The 22,819-nt window shown below is 40.4% G+C and carries 13 protein-coding genes; 11 read left to right on the top strand and 2 right to left on the bottom strand.

Annotated elements, in window-relative coordinates; translation table 11 throughout:
• Nucleotides 1-6: 6 nt before the first annotated feature.
• A complete protein-coding gene (locus G7B20_RS05825) occupies nucleotides 7-3,402 on the top strand; it encodes a family 16 glycoside hydrolase (protein ID WP_164109235.1) in 3,396 nt (1,131 codons plus the stop codon).
• Between the two features lie 198 nt (nucleotides 3,403-3,600).
• Here the strand turns inward: G7B20_RS05825 and G7B20_RS05820 are convergent, their stop codons facing one another.
• Nucleotides 3,601-4,557 carry a ribose-phosphate pyrophosphokinase gene (locus tag G7B20_RS05820; RefSeq protein WP_164109233.1) on the bottom strand — a complete coding sequence of 319 codons (957 nt, stop codon included), beginning with the start codon at nucleotides 4,555-4,557 and terminating at the stop codon, nucleotides 3,601-3,603.
• A 729-nt stretch (nucleotides 4,558-5,286) separates the two neighbouring features.
• Between G7B20_RS05820 and G7B20_RS05815 the strand changes: the two genes are divergently transcribed.
• From G7B20_RS05815 to G7B20_RS05770, 10 genes are all read left to right on the top strand, one after another.
• Nucleotides 5,287-8,322, top strand: a complete 3,036-nt coding sequence (locus tag G7B20_RS05815) for a DUF2723 domain-containing protein (RefSeq protein WP_240465986.1) — start codon at nucleotides 5,287-5,289, stop codon at nucleotides 8,320-8,322.
• A 304-nt stretch (nucleotides 8,323-8,626) separates the two neighbouring features.
• Nucleotides 8,627-9,172, top strand: coding sequence for a bifunctional pyr operon transcriptional regulator/uracil phosphoribosyltransferase PyrR (gene pyrR / locus G7B20_RS05810; RefSeq protein WP_164109230.1), 546 nt, complete (start codon nucleotides 8,627-8,629; stop codon nucleotides 9,170-9,172).
• An 88-nt stretch (nucleotides 9,173-9,260) separates the two neighbouring features.
• Nucleotides 9,261-10,199 (top strand): aspartate carbamoyltransferase catalytic subunit, encoded by a 939-nt coding sequence (locus G7B20_RS05805; RefSeq protein ID WP_164109228.1) that lies wholly within the window; start codon nucleotides 9,261-9,263, stop codon nucleotides 10,197-10,199.
• 281 nt (nucleotides 10,200-10,480) lie between these two features.
• Nucleotides 10,481-13,510 (top strand): tetratricopeptide repeat protein, encoded by a 3,030-nt coding sequence (locus tag G7B20_RS05800; RefSeq protein WP_164109226.1) that lies wholly within the window; start codon nucleotides 10,481-10,483, stop codon nucleotides 13,508-13,510.
• A gap of 78 nt (nucleotides 13,511-13,588) precedes the next feature.
• Complete coding sequence (locus G7B20_RS05795; protein WP_164109224.1) at nucleotides 13,589-15,307, top strand: TonB-dependent receptor; 1,719 nt, start codon at nucleotides 13,589-13,591, stop codon at nucleotides 15,305-15,307.
• A 45-nt stretch (nucleotides 15,308-15,352) separates the two neighbouring features.
• Nucleotides 15,353-16,483: a hypothetical protein gene (locus tag G7B20_RS05790; RefSeq protein ID WP_164109222.1), complete on the top strand. Its 1,131-nt coding sequence runs from the start codon at nucleotides 15,353-15,355 to the stop codon at nucleotides 16,481-16,483.
• A gap of 37 nt (nucleotides 16,484-16,520) precedes the next feature.
• Nucleotides 16,521-17,222: a MotA/TolQ/ExbB proton channel family protein gene (locus G7B20_RS05785; RefSeq protein WP_164109220.1), complete on the top strand. Its 702-nt coding sequence runs from the start codon at nucleotides 16,521-16,523 to the stop codon at nucleotides 17,220-17,222.
• Nucleotides 17,223-17,232: 10 nt separating this feature from the next.
• On the top strand, nucleotides 17,233-17,640 hold the full coding sequence (locus tag G7B20_RS05780) for an ExbD/TolR family protein (protein WP_164109218.1): 408 nt from the start codon (nucleotides 17,233-17,235) through the stop codon (nucleotides 17,638-17,640).
• A 71-nt stretch (nucleotides 17,641-17,711) separates the two neighbouring features.
• On the top strand, nucleotides 17,712-18,536 hold the full coding sequence (locus G7B20_RS05775; protein WP_164109216.1) for an energy transducer TonB: 825 nt from the start codon (nucleotides 17,712-17,714) through the stop codon (nucleotides 18,534-18,536).
• A 9-nt stretch (nucleotides 18,537-18,545) separates the two neighbouring features.
• Entirely contained in the window at nucleotides 18,546-19,841 is a 1,296-nt protein-coding gene (locus G7B20_RS05770) for a bifunctional folylpolyglutamate synthase/dihydrofolate synthase (RefSeq protein ID WP_164109214.1), read from the top strand.
• A 57-nt stretch (nucleotides 19,842-19,898) separates the two neighbouring features.
• On the opposite strand, the gene uvrA is transcribed toward G7B20_RS05770, so the two are convergent.
• Nucleotides 19,899-22,742 (bottom strand): excinuclease ABC subunit UvrA, encoded by a 2,844-nt coding sequence (gene uvrA / locus G7B20_RS05765; protein WP_164109212.1) that lies wholly within the window; start codon nucleotides 22,740-22,742, stop codon nucleotides 19,899-19,901.
• Nucleotides 22,743-22,819: the final 77 nt, after the last annotated feature.

The raw sequence follows: 22,819 nt of genomic DNA, 5'->3' as shown, positions 1-22,819 counted from the left end.
AAACACATGAAAAAGATTTTTAATACTATATCTATATTGTTGTTGTTGCAGACAGCATCCTATGCACAACAGCCTGCTAACCGTACAACTGCTACCAAGATTGCAGATGTCCTGGCACAGCAACCTGCCGCAGAACAATCTAAGTTTTTGGCAGCGATGAAAGAATTGGAAGGGTTTAACTCGGATGATGTTGTTGCTTTGTTGCAAGGTTTGAAGCCTCAAGGCGGGAATAATGCATCTATCGAATACGCTACAAACTCTTACGCTTTCTACGTCATGCAACCCGGTAAGGATGCCCTGCGGGAGAAGTATGCGAAAGGTTTGTTGGGGGCGTTGGACAATTTGAAGGATCAAAATAACAAAGCTTTTGTATTTGAGTTGCTTAAGTTTTGTGGAAAAAATGAGTCTGTAGACAAGGTAGCCACTTATCTGAATGATGCTTATTTTGCTGAAAAAGCAGCGCGTGTGCTTAGCGCCATACATACACCAGAAGCTGCTGTGGCTTTGAATAAAGCTTTGGCGGGTAGTGTTACCGAACAAACGGCTACGGCTATAATAGGTGCGCTTGGTGAATTGCGGTCTAAAGATGCTGAAGAGCGAGTTATTGCATTGATCGGTCAGTATCAATCGGAGAATTTTCAACGAAATGCGTTGACAACATTGAGTAAAATCGGTGGGGAAAAGTCTTACGATACCTTCTATGGAAAAGCTAAATCAACAAATTATACTTTTGATAAGTCCAATGTTGCTGCATTGACACTGGAATATGCGAATGTGTTGGCGTATAATGGTAAGAAAGATTTAGCGTATAAGTTGGCTTCTGCTGTATTTGCTGAAGCGCAAGATCCTAAAGCTATTGGTGCACGTGTTGCAGCTTTGGAGCTAATGAGCCGTCTAGAGCCGGGTAAGCAGAAAAAAAATCTGTTGAAGTTGTCTACGGGTGAGAATGCTATTTTGCGAAATGTAGCATTGGGTCTTCTGGGATCAGATGCTACGGCATCGGATATTAAGAAGATTGCGTCATCGCTGACTAAATTGTCACCCGAGGCTCAAGAAAGTGTATTGAATTTTTTAACTAAAAAAGATGCAACAGCAGCTATTCCTGTGATCGAAAAGAGCCTAAAAGCTGTTAAAGATCCAGAATCTCGCATCGCTGCTTACAATACATTATCTGCTTTGAGTAAGGGTACAAATACTTCTTTTGTTATTAAACAGCTTGCAACAGCAAATGAAGCGGAGGTTAATACCTTAAAAACACTTTTGTTAACGGCTAAGGGAGCGAATACAGTTTCCGAAATCAATAAAGCGATTTCTGGCGCTGATGAAAAGACAAAATTGGCCTTGTTGGATGTGTTATCTAAGCGTTCCGATAAAAATTCTGCGAAGGAAGTGTTTGCGTTAATTGAACAGGGTAGTCCTGCTGTCCGATCAGCAGCATATAAAGCATTGCCTAATGTTGTTAACGATGCTGATTTTGAAGCTGTCGTTAATGTGTTGGGGAAAGCCGAGGGGGACGATGTGAAATCAGCACAACAAGCTGCTATAGTCGCGTTAAGAAATAATGGTAACAAGGCTGCTATTATTCAACGCCTCTCTGCTACCATTTCTAGATCTCAGGCACCTTCTGCCGCTCGATTGTTTCCTGTTTTTGCCGGAGAAGGTGGAGAAGAGTCTTTAAAGACGGTAAAAGGGTATGTGGGAACGGGAAATCCACTTAAAAATGATGCGGTACAAGCGTTAGCGAGTTGGTCTAATACTTCTTCATTAGATGAATTAACGACGTTGCTTCGCACAGAAAAAGACGCTGCCCTGTTTAAAACTGTTTTTTCTGGTTTTATAAAGCAGTTGAACGCAAGTGGGATTAAGAATGAACAAAAGACGTTGTTGTTAAGAGATGCATTTGAATATGCACAGACCAAAGAGCAACGTAGTTCGGCGCTTTCGGCTATGAAAGCGACGGGTACTTATCCTGCGCTTGTTTTTGCAAGTAAGTACTTGAATGATGCAGAGCTTAAGGGGGTGGCTACTGATGTCGTGATGAATATTATAATGGATAATAAAGCTTTTGTAGGAACGGATGTCCGTAACTGGTTGCAGATGGCTGAAGGCAATCTGTCTGGAAGCGAAAGTTCTTATTTGAAAGAAGCTATTGTGCGACATTTAACGGAAATGCCTGCCAGAGAAGGTTATATTGCTTTGTTTAATGGGAAAGATCTCACCGGTTGGAAAGGGTTGGTAGAAAATCCCATTAAGCGCGCTAAAATGACTCCCAAGGAACTCGAGCAGAAGCAAATAGAAGCGGATAAAAAAATGCGAGAAAGCTGGTCTGCGATCAATGGAGATCTGGTATTTGCGGGTCATGGCGATAATATTGCGACGGTAAAGCAGTATGGAGACTTTGAGTTGCTATTGGACTGGAAGTTGGATAAAAACGGCAAGGAGCCGGATGCTGGTGTTTATTTAAGAGGAACTCCGCAGGTACAGATCTGGGATATTTCGAGGACGAATGTAGGTGCTGAAGTCGGATCTGGAGGTTTGTACAATAATAAATCTAATTCGAAGCCGCTAAAAGTTGCAGACAATCCGCTGGGTGAGTGGAATAACTTTAAAATCCGCATGGTCGGTGAGAATGTATGGGTGTGGCTCAATGGTGAGTTGGTTGTGGATAATGTGCCTTTGGAGAATTACTGGGATAGAAATCAGTCCATATTTCCAACAGAACAAATTGAATTACAGGCTCACGGATCCCGGGTTTGGTATAGAGATGTGTATTTGAAAGAATTGCCGCGGAAAGTTGTTTATACGCTAAGTGACCAAGAGAAATCAGAAGGATTTGAAATGCTTTTTGATGGTACAAATTTGGATAAGTGGACATCGTCTCCTGCGTATGAAATCAATGAAGAAGGTGTCCTGCGCTCGAACCCTACAGCAAAATTTGGTAAAAATATTTATACCAAAGAGCAGTATGGGGATTTTGTGTACCGATTTGAGTTTAAATTGACTCCAGGAGCTAACAATGGTGTTGGGATACGTGCTCCTTTGGAGGGAGATGCAGCTTATCTGGGCTATGAAATTCAGATCCTAGATGATAATGCAGAGGTCTACAGTAAATTGAAGCCTTATCAATATCATGGATCTGTATACGGTATCATTGCTGCCAAAAGAGGTTCTTTGAAGCCAATGGGCGAATGGAATCAGGAGGAAATCCGTATACAGGGCGATAAAATTAAAGTAACTGTAAACGGTCAGGTGATTGTGGATGGTGATATTAAGGCGGCAGCAAAAAGCGGTGCCGCAGATGGAAAGAATCATCCAGGGTTAAAAACCAATACGGGCCATATTGGATTTTTAGGACATGGTACAGAAGTGTTCTTAAGAAATATCCGGGTCAAAAAACTATAAAAACTTATGTGATTGTTTGAAGTCGCCCCGAGGTAGATTCGGGGCGACTTTTTTTGTTTTTACTCGATCTCACATTATGGTATGTTTTTTGTAAACTTTTAGTTTGAAAGCCTTATTAACGCACTAACTATATGTGAAAAAGGCCATCTGTAAATTTGCAGATGGCCTTCTTGGATTCTAAAATAAGGTGTATTGCTATTATTCGACGACGAAAAGTTCTGCAATAGAAGCGTGTTCATTTACATTTTTAATAGCTTTGGCAAATAGTTCTGCCGTAGATAGGACTTTTATCTTTGAACAGACTTTTGATCTTTCGGGATCCAACTGTATGGTGTCGGTAACAATCATCTCTGTTAATACCGAGTTTTCAATAGTTTCGTATGCCTTGCCTGATAATACCGCGTGTGTACATACCGCTCTAACGGAGTTTGCTCCATTTTCCATAATTAAGGCGGCTGCCTTTGAAAGCGTTCCTGCAGTGTCGCATATGTCATCCATCAGTACAACATCTTGCCCTGTAACATCACCGATGATTGACATCGATTCAATTTCATTGGCACGTTTGCGTCGCTTGTCGCAGATGATTACTTCTGCATTAAAAAACTTAGCGAAAGTACGTGCGCGGTAAGAGCCACCCATGTCTGGCGAAGCGATTGTTAGATTGGGTAGGTTCAGCGACTTGATGTAAGGGACAAAAATCACAGATCCATCTAGGTGGTCTACTGGAATGTCAAAAAAACCTTGTATCTGAGCGGCGTGAAGATCCATTGTCATAATGCGGTGGGCTCCGGCTGCTGTGATAAGATTGGCAATCATCTTAGCGCCTATAGCTACACGGGGTTTGTCCTTACGGTCTTGACGTGCATAACCGAAGTAAGGGACCACGGCTGTGATGTAGTGTGCAGAAGCGCGCTTTGCTGCATCAATCATCAATAATAATTCAAAAAGATTGTCTGTGGGTTGGCTGGTGGACTGAATCAAGAATAAGTCGGCTCCGCGCACAGACTCGTTGTAGAAGGGTTGAATCTCTCCGTCACTGAATTTGGCGAGTGTTTTGTCTCCTAGAGGTTTTCCATATGCGGAAGAGATCTTTTCAGCAAGTTCTTGTGTGCCAGAACCGGCAAATAATTTAACCGTATTGAATTGCGAAGGCATGGTTTAAATATATTATGTATTTAAAATGTTTGGGCAAAGTTAGAGAAATGATATTGAAATAAAAAGCTAAAGATAGCGCTTCGATTGCCTTGTAGATAATGTATAAAAAAAAAGAGAGTTACAATCTGTAACTCTCTTTTGTTGTCCGACCTGGATTCGAACCAAGACAAACAGTACCAAAAACTGTCGTACTACCCTTATACTATCGGACAATCATTCATTTATCAAGCATTTTGTGTCGTTGTTTCCGTGTTTGATGATGCAAATATACACCTGTTTTTTATAAGTGCAAAACTTATTTTCATTAATTTTGTTTTAGCTTGATTTTCAGAGTTATATTTTTTGTCTTTATTTGAGCTTTTCTAAAAAGCTTCTTTTTTTTTAGAAAGTTTCCGTATTGTTGATTCGTTTTAACTCTTTATGATGTCAATATGCTTACTTCGGGACGTTCAATGGACATCAAAAACTTTTTTCATGGAGTTATTCTTTACTAATGGCATTCGAGAGCTTTCCGGATAACATCGGGATCGGTTCATCTCTGGTGATGATCCGCAACCCGGCAGATCATGAAAGTTTTTAAGGATAATCTTTGTTAAATATTAATTTGTTATTCTTTTGTAACGATGTAATCCTTATTTTCGAAGCGAAGTTTAGGGTTTGACCTCATACGACTTAAAGTTGTTTCTGTTCAATTAAAACCCGAAAGTCTTTTGAAAAGCAATTTATAGTATGATGAATTATAACAAGATTAATAATCTTTTAGGATGGTTTTGTGCCATTGTCGCTACATTGGTGTATGTTATCACCGCTGAGCGTACAACGAGTTGGTGGGATTGTGGTGAGTTTATCGCGTCGGCATATAAGATGCAGATCGTGCACCAGCCTGGGGCGCCTTTGTTTTTGATGGTGCAGAATGTGTTTTCAAACTTAGCTATGGGAGATAAAACACAGATTGCCTATTGGATGAATATTGGTTCGGCTGTTTCTTCAGGTTTGACGATTTTATTCTTGTTTTGGTCTATTACTGCGTTAGGTCGCAAGTTGATCCTTGGTAAAGCAGATATTACAGTTCCTTTGGCGGAGAATGATGTCTTACGTATAATGGGAGCAGGTCTTGTCGGTGCTTTGGCCTATGCTTTTACCGATACATTCTGGTTCTCTGCGGTAGAATCTGAGGTGTATGCGATGTCTTCACTATGTACAGCGATTGTATTCTGGGCTATATTGAAATGGGAAGTCAGAGCGGATGAGGCTGGCGCAGATAGATGGTTGATCCTTATTGCCTATGTAATGGGGCTTTCTATCGGCGTTCACTTGCTGAATTTATTGGTTATTCCAGCAATTGCATTGGTGGTTTATTTCAGAAGAAGTAAGGAAATTACGACTAAGGGGGTTATAAAATCGCTTTTGATTGGTGTCATTGTGTTGGCTTTGATATTGTGGGGAGTGATACAGTACTTGATTAAATTTGCTGCTTTCACGGATTTGTTCTTTGTAAATACACTAGGAATGGGCTTTGGTACTGGGGTCACTGCCTTTGTACTGCTGATCGCTGGGGGTATGGTGTACGGAATCTGGTATTCTATCAAAAAGGTAAAGCCTATTCTTAATATCGCATTGATCTCATTGGGCTTTGTGATTTTAGGCTACAGTTCTTTTACGATGATATTGATTCGTGCAAAAGCGAATCCTACGTTGAACAACTCTGATCCTGATAATGCATTTAGTTTCTTGAGTTATTTGAACCGTGAGCAATATGGTGATGAGCCCTTATTTAAAGGACGTTTTTTTGATGCAAAGCCTATTGATATATTCGAATCGGGTCAGATATACCGTAAGGATAAGGATAAATATGTAGTCGCGAAAAAGAAGACGGATTATAAATACGATAGAGAAACTCTGTTTCCACGTATTTATAGTGAAAAGAGTGATCATCCAACATTTTATAGACAGTACCTCGGGCTGGGACCTGATGAGCAGCCTACCTTTGCTGATAATTTAAAGTTCTTTTTTGGGTATCAGATCGGACATATGTATGGCCGTTACTTTATGTGGAACTTTGTCGGTAGGCAGAATGATGTGCAAGGGCATGGTTCTGTTTTGGAAGGTAATTGGATTTCTGGAATTAAACCTATCGATAACGTGTTTGTGGGAGGGCAGTATGATTTGCCTGATTCGGAAAAAGAGAATCCGTCGCGCAATACCTATTTCTTTTTGCCGTTGCTGTTGGGCTTGATCGGCGCATATTGGCATTTTGGAAAGAATCAACGGGATGCGGGTGTCGTGATGTTATTGTTTTTCTTTACGGGGTTAGCGATTGTATTATACTTAAACCAAACCCCGTTACAGCCGAGAGAGCGTGATTATGCCTATGCGGGCTCTTTTTATGCGTTTTCAATTTGGATTGGACTTGGAGTTCTTGCGCTTGCAGATTTCTTGAGTAAAAAAGTATCTGCCAAAACTGCTGGAATAGTTGCTTCTGTGGTCGGTCTATTTGCAGCGCCGGTGTTATTAGCGTCTCAAAACTGGGATGATCACGATCGGTCACATAAGTTTTTGGCCAGAGATATGGCGAAGAATTATTTGGAATCTTGTGCTCCTAACGCCATTTTATTCAGTTATGGAGACAATGATACCTATCCACTGTGGTATGTACAGGAGGTTGAGGGATTCAGGACGGACGTGCGGGTTGTTAACCTCAGTCTTTTGTCTTCCGACTGGTATATGCGTCAGATGTTGGAAAAGGTAAATGACGCAGATGCACTCCCTATTAATATTGACCCGGAGAAATTTAAGGACGGCGTACGTGACGTTATTTACTATCAGGATTTTCAGATTCCGGGACATATTGAAGTGAAGAATTTGCTGGATATCATGTTGTCTGATAACGCACAGAATAAGGTACAATTGCAGAGTGGTGACTGGGTGAATCTGTTGCCAACCAAAAATATGAAACTCACTGTTGATAAAAATGTAGTGCTGGCTAATAAAGTAGTGCCAAAGGGTTGGGAAGATGCGATTGTAGATACGATGCAATGGACTTATTCCATGAACTATGTGAGTCGTGCAGAGTTGTCTTTAATGGCTATACTGGCGAATAATAATTGGAAGCGTCCTATTTACTTTACTTCTACTACGCCTGAGGTCAATTATATCGGTCTGGATAAATATTTGGTTTCCGAAGGGTTCTCGATGCGCTTGATGCCTGTTAGTATGGCGGATAGTGCTTCGGAGGAGGGTTTTGCTCCGGTGACAGATGTCGATGGTCTGTACAGCAACATCATGAATAAATATAAGTGGGGGAATATAGGAAAGTCGTCTTATCTAGACCCCGATTCTTACCGTTATATCAGTTTGTATGTCAGTTCAATCTTTGGTGAGACAGCTCAGAATTTATTGCACGAAGGTAAGAAGGAAGAAGCTCGTAAAGTGGTGTTAAATGCATACGACAATATGCCTAAGAAAACCTATCAGATGAGTGAGCCAATGAGTTATGTGCTGTTGGTAGATGCTATGTATAAGACAGGGGAGTCGGCCAAAGCAAAAGAAGTTGCATTACGACATTTAGCTTTTATAGGAGATAACATGCGCTATTATACTTCGAATAAATTGTTGACGAATTTGGGATCAGAACGAAATGTGCGTTTAGGTTTAATGGGGCTTCAGCGCTATAAAATGATAGCAGACGAGAGTAAAGATGCTGATGTTCAAAAGTCCGTGGATGGACTGCTAAAAGAGTTCGGTTACTTCTTTGGTGAAAAATAATATTTAATCTTATAAAAAACAGGACAGCCACTATATTTTAAGTGGCTGTTCTTGTTTTTATGGTTTTTTACTTTCAAAATGTATTATATAAAATACACCTATTTAGCGAAGCACAAACAATCATTAGTCCGCCAGCTGTCGGATGACAGATAAAAAACAAAATTATACACATATGAACGAAAAAAAAAGCCTATTTTTGGCTAAATATTCCCGTAATGAAATATCCATTTATCAAAAGCGGCACAGGCAAGAAGGAAAATAATGTGGATATTCCATATGACCTTTAAAAGACAAGTTATTACAGATGAAACAATCTATTTTATTAGACGGTCCCAAGTTTCAAATAACAATCAAGAGATTGTGTCAGCAATTGATTGAAAATCATGGTGATTTTAGTAATGCAGCTTTAATAGGAATCCAACCTAGGGGTACTTATCTGGCCAATAGAATTGCTAAAGAGTTGAAAGAAATGATAGGAAGGGATGTCGATACTGGAATCTTAGATATCACTTTTTTCAGAGATGATTTTCGGATGAAAGGTGCCACACCACTTTTGGCAAATAGTACGCAGATCGATTTTATTGTTGAAGGTAAAAATATCATTTTTATCGATGATGTTTTATGGACAGGGCGTACTATCCGGTCGGCGATGGATGCTATTCAAGCTTTTGGACGGTCAGAGGTCATTGAGTTATTGGTGCTTGTCGATCGTCGGTTTTCAAGACAAATTCCAATTCAACCCGATTATATTGGAATTCAAGTGGATTCTATTGATTCTCAAAAGGTAATCGTGAGTTGGGAAGAAGTGGATAAAGAGGATAGTATAGTGTTAATTACGGAGAAAAAATAAGAACGAACTAGCATTGTTAGTGCGTTTTTATTTTTAATTATCTTTGATGAGCTCGCGGGCTCGGTTTTTTAATTTTTACTTTGAAAAAATGTCAACAACAGCAGAACAGTTAAGTACACGACATCTACTTGGTATCAAGGGCCTGACTGAAAGTGATATTCAACTTATCTTAGATACAGCAGCTAATTTTAAGGATGTATTGAATAGACCTATAAAAAAAGTACCCTCTTTGCGTGATATCACTATTGCGAATGTTTTTTTTGAAAACTCGACACGAACGCGTTTATCATTTGAGTTAGCGGAGAAGCGCTTGTCTGCAGATACGATCAATTTTGCTGCATCGTCTTCATCTGTCAGTAAGGGAGAGACGTTGATCGATACGGTCAATAATATTTTGGCGATGAAAGTTGACATGATCGTGATGCGGCATCCTTATGCAGGGGCTGGTGTTTTTCTGAGTAGACATGTCGATGCACAGATCGTTAATGCCGGAGATGGGGCTCATGAGCACCCTACGCAAGCTTTATTAGACTCCTTTTCTATAAGGGAGCGTTACGGAGATGTGGCTGGCCGTAAAGTTGCTATCATCGGTGATATTCTACACTCGCGTGTAGCGCTATCTAATATTCTATGTCTTCAAAAGCAAGGGGCTGAGGTGATGGTCTGTGGACCCACTACTTTGATTCCTAAATATATTACTTCATTGGGGGTGCGTGTAGAGCATGATTTAATGAAGGCACTTAACTGGTGTGATGTAGCTAATATGTTGCGTATTCAGTTAGAGCGACAAGATATAGCTTATTTCCCTTCCTTGCGCGAGTATTCTATGCTGTATGGTTTGAACAAAGAAATACTAGATTCTTTAAATAAAGAAATAACCATTATGCATCCTGGGCCTATTAACAGGGGGGTGGAAATTACATCGGATGTTGCGGATAGTAAACATTCGATTATATTAGACCAGGTCGAAAATGGTGTCGCTGTACGTATGGCAGTGCTTTATCTATTGGCAGGAAAAAGAGGGTAAAGGTTGTTAAACCTTTGTTAAATATTGATAAGCCATCAAAATATTGATGGCTTTATTTTTACCTTTCCTGTTGGATGACGCGTTGTGTGCTATAGGCGAGTAGCGACGTCCCGTGAGAGTTATTAACAGGTGTTAACAACTTTTGGGCAAAACTTGATATTGATGCCTTAATTTAGTATACTGAATAAAAAGTATCAACTTAAAAGCGGATTCTGGCATAATAAGTGGTAGAATCAGACTATTTTGAATTTTATAACACACATAAAGATTTAAGCACCGATATGTACAAAAAGATTTACGGATTAGGGGTCGCATTGAGCTTAATGACTTTGCCTACATTTGGTCAGCAAACGGCTTGGCAGGACATTAATAAGGCTTATAAGACGGGATTGGAATTGTTTGAGAGAGGTAAATATAGCTCTGCGACGAAGCAATTTGATAAAGTCGAGCAGTTGCGTACCAAATCTACCCTTCAATTGGATGAAACCGAAGAGTTGACACTAATAAAAGAAGGCGTACGTTTTTACCAGGCAGTATGTGCTTTAGAATTGGGAGATTCTGACGCAGAGGTACAGTTTTTAAAATATATCAAGGACTACCCTTCCAGTGCAAATTCTAAAGCTGCTTTTTTTCAGATTGGACGTTCGTATTACGCCAAAAGGGATTACATAAAGGCGATTGAGTGGTTTACAAAAATTGATTCCAAAAATTTGGCTGGAGCGGAAAATACGGAATATCGGTTTAAATTGGGATATGCCCGTTTCATGACCAACGACTATAAGTCGGCAAAGCCGTTGTTTGAGAAGCTTAAGGATGAACGTAGCCAGTTTCAAGAAGCATCAATTTATTATTATGCCTATTTGTGCTATTTGGACGCAGAATATAAGACTGCGCTGAATGAGTTCGAGCGTTTGAATGGCTCGAAGACCTTTGCGAATAGCTACCCTTATTATATTACGGCATTGTATTTCCTGGATAAGCGCTATGACGATGTATTGAGCTATGCATTGCCAATCTTGCAGACGACCAAACAGGAGCACGAAACTGAAATGTTCAGGGTAATCGGAGCTACCTACTTTATAAAAGGTGATTTAGCAAAATCTAAAGAGTTTTACGATAAGTTTCAGGCTCAGGATCAAGGGAAGACACAAAATAATCAAGATAGCTATCAAATCGGATATATTGCTTACAAATTGAAGGATTATCCAAAAGCAATTTCGGAGTTGGAGAAGCTGACTGAACCGGATGCATATTACCAAAGTGCTATGGTGACTTTGGGTGATGCTTTCCTAAAAACCGATAATAAGCAGAGTGCTCGTAATGCTTTTTTTAGAGCCTCTAAATTGGATTTTGACCCGCAATTGAAGGAGGAGGGATTGTTTAATTATGCGAAGCTCTCCTATGAACTGGACTTTCATCAAGTGGCCTTGGATGCGATACAGGAGTACCTGGATACCTATAAGCAAACGAAGCGCAAAGAGGAAGCGAATACATTGTTAGCAGAAATTCTTTTGAGTACGAAGAGTTATCGTGCGGCAGTTGACGTTCTGGAGTCTATCGATCGTACCTCCAAAGAGACAAAGAGTGCGTATCAGAAAGTAACATATTACCGTGGTTTGGAGTTTTACAATGAGCGTGCATTTGAAAATGCGATCTCCATGTTTATGCGTTCTGAAGCGAATCGTTATGACGAAGACATCTATGCTTTGTCCAACTACTGGAAATCGGAAGCTATGTACGAAGTGCGTAAATATAAAGAGGCTGTAGCAAGTTTTAATAAGTTTTTGCAGCTTCCTGCTGCACGCAATACGGATGTTTATCATTACGCAAATTATGCATTAGCTTATGCGGCATTCCGGAACGATAATTTTAATACTTCTGCCAATTATTTTGAGCGCTTCTTAGCAGGTGGAGGGAAGGATGGAATTGAGCTAAATACCCGTAATGATGCAATCGCCCGTCTGGCGGATTCTTATTTTGCGACCAAAAATTATGCTAAGGCTATGTCTTATTACGATCGCCTAATAAGTTCGAATGCGCAGAGTCAGGATTATGCGCTGTTCCAGCGCGGGATTATCCAAGGACTTCAAGGTAATAGTGATGCGAAGCTAGCCACATTAAATTCTGTTATTGCGAAGTTCCCCAAATCGAACTATGCGGATGATGTTGCTTTTGAAGTGCCATATACCTATTTCTTAATGGGCCAGTATGATAAGGCTATTTCGGGATTACAGTCTATGGTAGAAAAATACCCGCGTAGTTCGTATGTGCCACGTGCGCTATTGACTATCGGACTGGTGCAATATAATCAGGACAATAATGACGCCGCATTGGCTACTTTCCAGCGTGTTGTGAATCAATATGCTACAACCGACGAAGCAAAACAGGCTATACGTTCGATTGAAAACATCTATTTGGACAAAAATGATGCTACTGGATATATTAAGTATGCTACATCGACAAACATAGGGAATTTATCTACCTCTGAACAGGATGCACATACTTTCGCTGTAGCAAAAAACCTCTTTGATAGACAAAATTGGCAGGGAGCTGTCGAAGCAACAAACGCTTACTTTGACAAATTTCCTAAACCTATCCAAGAGAAGTTTGCTCGTTTTATCCGTGGCGAAAGTTATGCTAATCTAGGAAAGGATAAAGAGGCATTACATGATTTCAATATTATTATGAATGATTGGACTTCTGCTTATACAGAGAAAACTTTGCTCAGTGTTTCTAAGCTGCATCTCCGTAATAAAGCTTATAATGAGGCTGTACAGGTCTTGAAGAAACTGGAATTAACGTCGGAATATAAAGAGAACTACGGTTTTGCCATTAAAAATTTATTGGTGAGCTATTTTAATATAGGTGACTATATCGAGACGTTGAATTATGCAAACTTGTTGAAAGGATATGAGAAGTCTTCGGAAGAGGATATTGCTTTGGCACATCTGTATGCTGCAAAGGCCTATCTAGCGACGACGAAATGGGCAGATGCTACTAAGGAGTTGAATTTGGCGGCCTTGAAGTCGAAGACGGAGACGGGCGCAGAGGCGCGCTATTTAGTGACCGAGCAACAAGTAAAGGCAAAGCAGTATGATAAAGCTATTGAATCAGCTTTTGATATTTCGAACACATTTTCGTCGTATGATTACTGGGTCGCAAAAGGGTTTATCCTGATGGCAGATGCTTACGTTGGAAAGGGTGATAAGTTTCAAGCTAAAGCTACTTTAGAGAGTGTGATTGATAATTACGAGAATAAAGAAGATGGCATCTTGAAAGCTGCCAAAGAACGTTTACAAAAGCTTAAATAAGAAGAAATAGGAAATAAGATGAAACCGAGTCCGATGCGGTCGGACGAGCTCTCATCGGCCATAAAGAAGTATAATTAGATGAAGTTGCATAAAACAGTTTTTAAAAATTACGCAATAGTTGCATTGCTATTGGGGGCCGGATATCAAGGCTATGCTCAGCAAGATCCAACTAAGCCAGTAACGATAGATTCTTTTGATGTCGTACGTGATTATAAGCCTATTCTTGCGGACGCGGTAAAAATACGCCGTAGTCCTGATATGAGTAATAAGCGTAGTTATATGCCCAAATTGAGTTACGGGAGTGTGCCTGATAAAAAGTTGGATATCAATACCGGACTTAAAGAGCTTAATGTACAGCAACTGCCTTTTACGAAGACACAGGATATTACGAGTAATTATGTGAAATTGGGTGTTGGTAATCTAGGTACGATATTAGGAGAGGCGTACATCGCAGTGGAAGATTACCAGGATATGCGCTTTGGTGGATTTGTCAAGCATCTTAACCAAAAGGGCTCGTTGGATGATCAGAAATTCTCCAGACAGGAAGTCGGCGTTTTTGGCCGTCGTGTTTTATCGGCTTTTACCGTAGATGGAGTTTTGGGGTATAATAGATATGGTACCCGTTTTTACGGAATCCCGGTTGACGTAAATGGTTTGACGCTGAACCCTTCGCGGGAAGCGCAACGTTTTAATGATATTTATTTTACGGGCGAGTTGACCAGTAATTTTGATCCAAATAATGAAGAAGCACTTTCTTATTCGGCTAAGGTAGATGCCTATACGTATAAAGATAAATTTGAGGCCATCGAGAATTCTGTAGCATTGTCCGGATATCTGAATAAACGGTTGAGGACTTTTAATATAGGTGCTAATATGGCCGTGGATGTAAACTCGATAGGAGGAAGCTCAAATGTAGCGAAGGATACGAAGTTTAAGAATTCTCTTGCGAATATTAATCCTTACATCAGTCTGAAAGGAACAAACTATACGTTGACACTAGGGGCCAATATTGTTTCTGAATTTGGGGATAGTACACGTTTTAATGTGTTTCCATCTGCAGAAGTCGATTTTTCTCTTGTACCGGGATATATTCACCTTTTTGGAGGTATAAATGGTGGCGTACAAAAGGCTTCATTTAAGACTTTCTCCCAAACAAACCCTTACTTGGGGCCAGACTTAGCTTATCAGAATATGGTTGAGCGTCTGAATTTCTTTGGGGGTATCAAGGGAAATGCCGGTGCAACATTTGGCTACAAAGCGAAAGTTATGTACAAGTCGTTGGAAGGTATGCCGCTTTTTGTGAACAATCAAGAGCGTCCATTCCAATTTGATTTGGTTTATGATGGTAACGGCGATGACAAAGTGAAGTATCTTGGCGTTGAGGGAGAGATTAATGTACGCTTGTCTGAATTGGTCAATTTAGGCGGTAGATTGAATATTGAAAATTATACGATGGCTAATGAAGAGGAAGCTTGGTTTACACCAAAACTTCGTTTGGCAGCTAATGCTCGCTTTAATATCTCTGAAAAGCTGTATATCGATGCAGAGGCTTTATTTCACGGAATGTCTTATGCGAAGACTTATGAATATGATGCTAATGGTTTAGCTGTGTCGCCTTATAAAAAAGAAACTGTTCCTGAGTTTTTTGATTTGAGTGCTGGTGCGGAGTATAAGGCATTGTCCAATTTAGGGATTTTTGTAAAAGCCAATAATATTCTGAACAAAGAGTATCAAAGGTACATGTACTATCCTAAGTTGGGATTTAATGTGATCGGTGGCGTTAATTTTTCATTTTAATAAAAATAGATTATAACTTTGCACCTCACGGTGCTCTAGAAAAAGATGAATTTAGGAAGGCAAATACATACATTACTTAAGCGACAGACGTCCGTCTATGTGAATAGATTGGGGGTGTTTAAGCGTGTGCACACACCGGCTACTTTTGATGCTAAACGGCATGTCTTTTTGCCTCCTATTACTTTTATCGAGTTCGATAGTGTTGCAACCGATGGCTATGATTTCGTAACCTATGTACAACAGGCCAATCAGCTTGACCGTCATGAAGCCGAATTACTGGTTGAACAGTCTGTTGCTACTGTATTAGATAAATTGAATCAGTCGGGTCAGGTTAGCCTTGACAATCTCGGACAATTGATCAGTTACGGCAATTCGTACGTGTTTAAACCACTCGATCTCTCAGGTTTTAATTATACCGCAGTAGAGGACAATTTCTCTGCTGACGATAGCTCCATAGCCAAGGAGGATGTAGCGGTTGAGACACAACCAGCAACAGCAGTAACGGATGATTCGAAAACAAGTGAGCTTTTGAGTGAGGAAATTTCGGATGATGTGGTTAAATCCGAGCCCGGTGTTGCGCTGGAAAATATGCCGGATTCTGTTGAAGCAGAGACGAATATCCTTACAGAATCGGATGCACAAAATGATTTGTTGCCGTCTAATGAACGCAAATCAACAAGTGCTTACGTATATGCTTTAGTCGGAATTATAGCTGTAGTATTGTTAGGAGGCTTGTACTATTACAGTACATATATGCAACAAGGTCCTGTTGTGGAGACTGAGGAGCAAGTTATGGTACCGTTGGACAGCACGTTGACCGACACATTAGTGGCAGATCTATCTGTTGATTCGACTTTGATTACGCAAGATTCTGTGGCTTCATCATCCGATTTACAGCCTGATCAGGAGAAAAGCGAAGAAATCACTTCTCCTCCTGTCAACCATAGATATACTATCGTGATCGGTACACACCGAACACTTGCACAGGCTTATGAAGAAGCTGAAGCATTTAATAAAGATGGACATAAATCCGTTCGCGTGATTACTCCCAACTTGGCTAAGAATTTGAAGCGGGTCGTGTGGGACACTTATGCGAGCAAAGAAGAAAGAGATTCGGCTTTGCTATATGTGAAGAAACATATCAAGACAGACGCTTGGCCGGATGTGATTAAATAGAGAACATAAACCTGTAAACAAATATTTTTTTAACGCTATGTCATTATTACAAGGCAATCTACCCGTAGATACATTAAACCAAGTACAACAACAATCGGTACAACTTGCTACGCAACAAGAAAACCTGAATTTACTTCAGCTGATGATGAAGGGGGGCTGGATTATGATCCCGATTCTTTTATTGTTTTTCTTGGGACTCGTAATTTTTATCGAACGCTATATTACGATTCGAAATGCATCGAAGACAGATGGTAGTCTGATGGCACAGATTAAAAGCAATGTGCTTTCCGGTAAATTGGATTCAGCGATTGCGGTGTGCCGATCCAGCAACTCAGCTTTGGCTCGTATGTTGCAAAAAGGATTAACCCGTGTTGGTCGTCCCATTAAGGATATTGAAGGTGCTATTGAGAATGCTGGTAAACTGGAAGTAGCCCGTTTGGAGAAGAACATAAATATCTTAGGAATTATTGCAGGTATTGCTCCGATGCTTGGTTTCGTTGGAACTATTTTTGGAGTTATTCAGATCTTTCGTGATGTAGAGATTGCAGGGGGCATAGATATCGGTTCTGTTTCTGGCGGTTTGTACGTCAAAATGATTGCATCGGCTTCTGGTCTTACGATTGGTATTTTGGCCTATATCGGTTATCATATTTTAAATATGATGGTCGAACGTCTTATTTTAAAGATGGAAACTGAAGCGGTAGAATTTATCGATTTATTGGACGAACCTGGGGTTTAAATTTTCAAAGATGAATTTAAGGAATAGAAGAAATAGACCTACAGCAGAAGTGCATACAGCGGCACTGAATGACATCATGTTTTTCCTGATGTTGTTCTTTCTATTGGCTTCTGCCGTGGCTAATCCGCAGGTTGTAAAATTATTGCTTCCGAAATCAAGCGCAGGAGAGCAGTCTGTTGCCAAGAAAACGATCACGGTATCTATTACCAGTGATTTAGCTTATCATATCGATAAGCAAATCGTTCCGTATGAAGCTTTGGAACAGACTTTACAGGCACAGATCAATACCGGAGAGGAGGTGACTATTATGTTGTATGCAGATAGTACGGTGCCGATTCAGAATGTAATCGCTGTGATGGATGTTGCAAATAGATTGAAGATAAAACTGGTTTTAGCGACTGAACCTAAAAAGGATTAATAAAGCAATGCATCGATTGTATTAAACATTTGATAATGAATGCAGTCTAAGCTTTTAAAATATTAAGTACTATGTATTATCATCTCAAGGAAGAGAACAATATGCCAAAAGCGCTGGGATATTCGGCACTAGTAATGGCTATATTGGGTGTAATAAGCTTCTTTATCGTATTTGGACAACCTGAAATTCCTGAAATTGGCATGGGGGGGATAATAGTGAACTATGGGACATCTGATGAGGGAATGGGCGATGATTATATGAGTGTAGAGGAGCCATCCATGGATGAGAATGCAAACGATGTAAGACCGGATCGGATCGTCCCTACAGAAACACCTACACCAACACCGACCCAACAGGTAGCGGATAAGGTTGTGGCAACACAAGATATGGAAGATGCGCCTGCTGTAGCAAAAGCAGAAAAGGCGGTGAAAACTCCGGCTGCGGAGACTACTAAAGAAACGAAGAAAAGTACGCCTGCAGTAAATACAAACGCCTTGTATAAAGGAAAGAAAAATAACGGTACAGGTGCTGGGGACGGGACGGGGTCTACTCCTGGAAATCAGGGTTCTGAATTGGGTGACCCTTTAGCCTCAAATTATGGTGAGGGTGGTTCCGGATTTGGTAATGCGATGATTTCTTTGGCCAATAGAAAATTCACAGTCGCACCAAAAATTGATGATAATGGACAACAAGCCGGGATCGTAGCGGTGGAGTTTAAGGTAGATAAGAATGGAGTGATTACTTATGCACGTGCTGGAGCTAAAGGAACTACTATTTCGGACGGTGCACTTTGGTCAAAATGTGAACGAGCGGTAAGAGGAGCCCGATTAAATCAGATCGCCAATGCACCTGATAGCCAAACTGGTATTATCAAGTTCAATTTCAAATTAAGATAAAAATCATTTATGTACACTTATACAGAGGCAATCGACTATCTATACAGTCGATTGCCTATGTTTACAAGGGATGGGGCTTCGGCCTATAAAAAGGACTTAGATCGTACTATAGCGCTCTGCGATGCATTAGGAAATCCGCAAAATAATTACAAAACTATTCACGTCGGAGGGACCAATGGTAAGGGCTCCTCTTCGCATATGCTGGCTTCTATTCTAGCTACAGCGGGATATAAGACGGGATTGTATACCTCACCTCATTTGGTTGATTTTAGAGAGCGTATTCGTGTCAATGGGCAGTTTATCGATGCACAATTTGTCGTTGATCATGTGAGTAATCAGAAGGGATTGATTGAGGAGGTGCAGCCCTCTTTTTTTGAAGCAACAGTGGCTATGGCTTTTGATTACTTCGCGCGCGAACAAGTGGATGTAGCCATTATTGAAGTCGGATTGGGAGGGCGATTAGATAGCACCAACATTATTCATCCAGATGTAGCCTTGATTACTAATATCGGCATGGATCATATGAATCTCCTGGGCAATAGCCTGGAAGAGATTACTGTTGAGAAGGCCGGAATTATTAAAGCAAATACGCCAGTAGTTATCTCTGAAAGTAACTCTATAACAGCTCCAATTTTTATAAATCGGGCAGCTGAATTGAATGCAGACTTGTTTTTTGCGGATCAATTTATTAAAGCCCGGTGTATTGAAAAGACCTCTACTTATCAAAAAATGGAAATTGTTTCAGCAGATTCTACGGAAGAATTTGAATTGGATCTGACGGGGTCGTATCAATTGAAAAACGTTTTAGGAGTTCTTGGCGTTGTTGAGCAATTACGAAAATTAGGTTATACCATTTCGACAGAGCAAGTACGATTGGGGCTTGCAGGAGTTCAACGTCGAACAGGATTACAAGGGCGTTGGCAAACCATATCTACAGAACCTTTAATCATTTGTGATACCGGACATAATGAAGATGGTATCAAGGAGGTGATAAAAAATCTGGAAGAACTACATTTTGAGCAACTGCATGTTGTTATCGGAGCGATGAAAGATAAGGACTTGGATCACATGTTGCCATACCTTCCCAAGGATGCTCATTATTACTTTTCTAATCCAGATATGCCTCGTGCTATGGTTGCTGAAGAGTTAGCCGAAAAAGCACTTTCCTACGGTTTGAAAGGTAATGTCTGTGGTACAGTGGAAAATGCCTTGAACACAGCGAAAGTCGCCTATCGCCAAGGTGATTTAATTTTTGTAGGTGGTTCTAATTTTGTAGTTGCTGAGGTACTTGCGAGTAATCAGTGACGAGTAACGAGTGATCAGTTATGTACTTGCCACTCGTTACTCCATCATTTTGTCTCCCTATTTCATTTCTTCTTTTAAGAAGCGTCCGGTCTCACTTTTTTTCTGTTTGATCAGATCCTCAGGTAAACCGGCAAACATTAACTGACCACCTTCTTTACCGCCTTCGGGACCCATATCGATAACCCAGTCTGCTGTCTTTATTACGTCGAGGTTATGTTCGATAATCAATACGGTATTTCCTCTATTCACTAATCTATTGATAACACCTAATAATATATTTACATCTTCAAAGTGTAAACCGGTGGTGGGTTCGTCTAGGATATAGAAGGTATTTCCGGTATCCTTTTTGGATAGTTCTGTAGCTAGTTTTACGCGCTGAGCCTCTCCTCCCGATAAAGTTGTCGAAGATTGGCCTAAGGTAATGTAGCCTAGACCTACATCCTCGAGGGTCTTGATTTTACGGTGTATGGATGGTATATGTTCGAAGAAAGCTACCGCATCATGGATACTCATGTCTAACACATCAGATATGGACTTGCCTTTATACCTGACTTCGAGGGTTTCCCGGTTGTAACGTTTGCCATGACAGGTTTCGCAGGGTACTTGCACATCCGGTAAGAAATTCATCTCAATGATTTTCATACCCGCCCCTTGACAGGTTTCACATCTTCCTCCTTTGACATTGAATGAAAATTGACCAGGCTTGTATCCTCTAATCTTAGCTTCAGGTAATTGTACGAATAATGTTCTAATATCGGAGAAGACTCCCGTATATGTAGAAGGATTTGAACGCGGCGTACGTCCGATGGGACTTTGGTCTATTTCAATAACCTTATCAATATGTTCAAGCCCCGCTATACTTTTGTAAGGCATAGGGGTGGCTTTTGCCCGGAAGAAATGCTTATTCAGAATAGGGTATAAGGTACCTGTGATCAAGCTCGATTTTCCGGAACCAGAAACTCCTGTGACAAGTATGAGTTTTCCCAAAGGAAAATCCACTGACACATTTTTTAGATTATTTCCAGTGCTACCTTGTAGTGATAAGGTGTGCCCATTTCCTGAGCGACGTTCTTTTGGTAGTTGAACTTCCTTCTTGCCGTTCAAATAATCTGCCGTCAAAGAGTCTGCTTGGAGTATTTGTTTAGGCTTACCTTGTGCGACGACCTGTCCACCATGGATGCCCGCAGCAGGCCCCATATCAATGACATAGTCCGCATGCAAGATCATATCTTTGTCGTGTTCGACAACAAGGATAGAATTGCCGATATCGCGAAGGTTTTTTAAGGAATTAATGAGGCGCTCATTGTCTCGTTGATGAAGACCTATACTAGGTTCGTCAAGGATGTATAATACATTGACCAATTGGGATCCGATTTGAGTCGCTAGACGGATCCGCTGTGCCTCTCCACCAGAAAGTGTTTTGGAGGATCGATCCAAGGTAAGGTAGTTTAGACCTACATCCAAAAGAAATCCTAGACGTGTACGGATCTCCTTTAGTATTTCGACTGCAATTACCTTTTGTCGCTCGTCTATACGGTCTTCGATATTATCTAACCAAGCCATCAATGAAGATATATCCATTGCAGCAAGTTCACTGATATTTTTATTGTCTATTTTGAAGTGTAGGGACTCTTGCTTTAACCGAGCGCCATGACAGCTAGGGCAGCACACTTTTGTTCTAAAATCTTCCAATGCGGGAGCGTCGTCATTGGTTTTACCGGAGTATTCTTCTAACATCTTAAAAACACCGGAAAAACTGACTTTATATTCTCTTGCTCCGTAGGAACCGTAAGATACGGTCAAAGAAATTGGTTCGTCTGCACCGAAAAGTAAGGTGTCAATCTGTTCTTCTGTGAGTTTTTCGACAGGAGTAGTGAGTGTAAATTCAAATTTTTGAGCGACTGCTTTCAGGACTGCAAAATTCCAAGAGTCTCTAAAAGGTCCTAAAGGTACAATTGCTCCTTTTTGTATACTTAACTTACGATCCGGAATAACTGTTTTTTTATCAATTTCGAATATATAGCCTAAACCATCACATTTTGGACAGGCACCGTATGGCGAATTGAATGAGAACGTATTGGGCTGCGGTTCATCGTATGAAATTCCAGATTCGGCATCCATTAAATAGCGGCTGAAAAACTGCTCTTTTGTATTTTCTTTATTTGCTATCTTAATAATTCCTTTGGCCGATTTCATAGCCTGCAGTACAGATGTATACAGTCTTTTTCGGTCATCATGATCTACAATCAGTCGATCTACAACGATCTCAATGTCGTGGATTTTATAACGGTCGACCTGCATTTTGGGCGCCAGATCCAGTAACTCTCCGTCTACACGCACCTTGGTGTATCCTTGTTTACGTATTTGTTCAAATAGCTCCCGATAATGTCCTTTACGACCTTTGACAATTGGTGCAAGGATAAAAATAGCTTCATTTTTAAAGTCTTCTAAAATACGATCGACAATTTGATCTTCAGACATACGTTGCATACGTTTGCCGCTGACATAAGAAAAAGCTTCACTGGCTCTTGCATATAAAAGACGTAGAAAATCATATATCTCAGTGATGGTTCCGACAGTCGATCTGGGATTTTTACTGGTCGTCTTTTGTTCGATCGATATTACAGGACTTAAGCCCGATATTTTGTCTACATCGGGACGCTCCATACCTCCCAAAAATTGCCGACTATAGGCGGAAAAGGTTTCCATATATCGACGTTGTCCCTCGGCATATATGGTGTCAAAAGCTAAAGATGATTTGCCAGAGCCACTTAATCCTGTAATGACGACTAGTTCGTTTCTTGGGAAGGAAATATCAATGTTTTTGAGGTTATGTACCCGAGCCCCGAATACTTCAACTTCGTTTTGATCTCCTAAATCTACTGCTTTTGTTTTTGACATGGAACGTTAAATTTTTGCAACTTGCAAAGTTACTGAATATTAATCGGACTTTATAGGAAGGGCAATGTTATGGTTTT

The sequence above is a fragment of the Sphingobacterium sp. xlx-96 genome, from assembly GCF_011007365.1.
In the GTDB taxonomy this organism is placed as follows: Bacteria; Bacteroidota; Bacteroidia; order Sphingobacteriales; family Sphingobacteriaceae; genus Sphingobacterium; species Sphingobacterium luzhongxinii.
The sequence above is the reverse complement of the archived record's forward strand: the minus strand, read 5'-3'. Positions and strand labels throughout refer to the sequence as shown.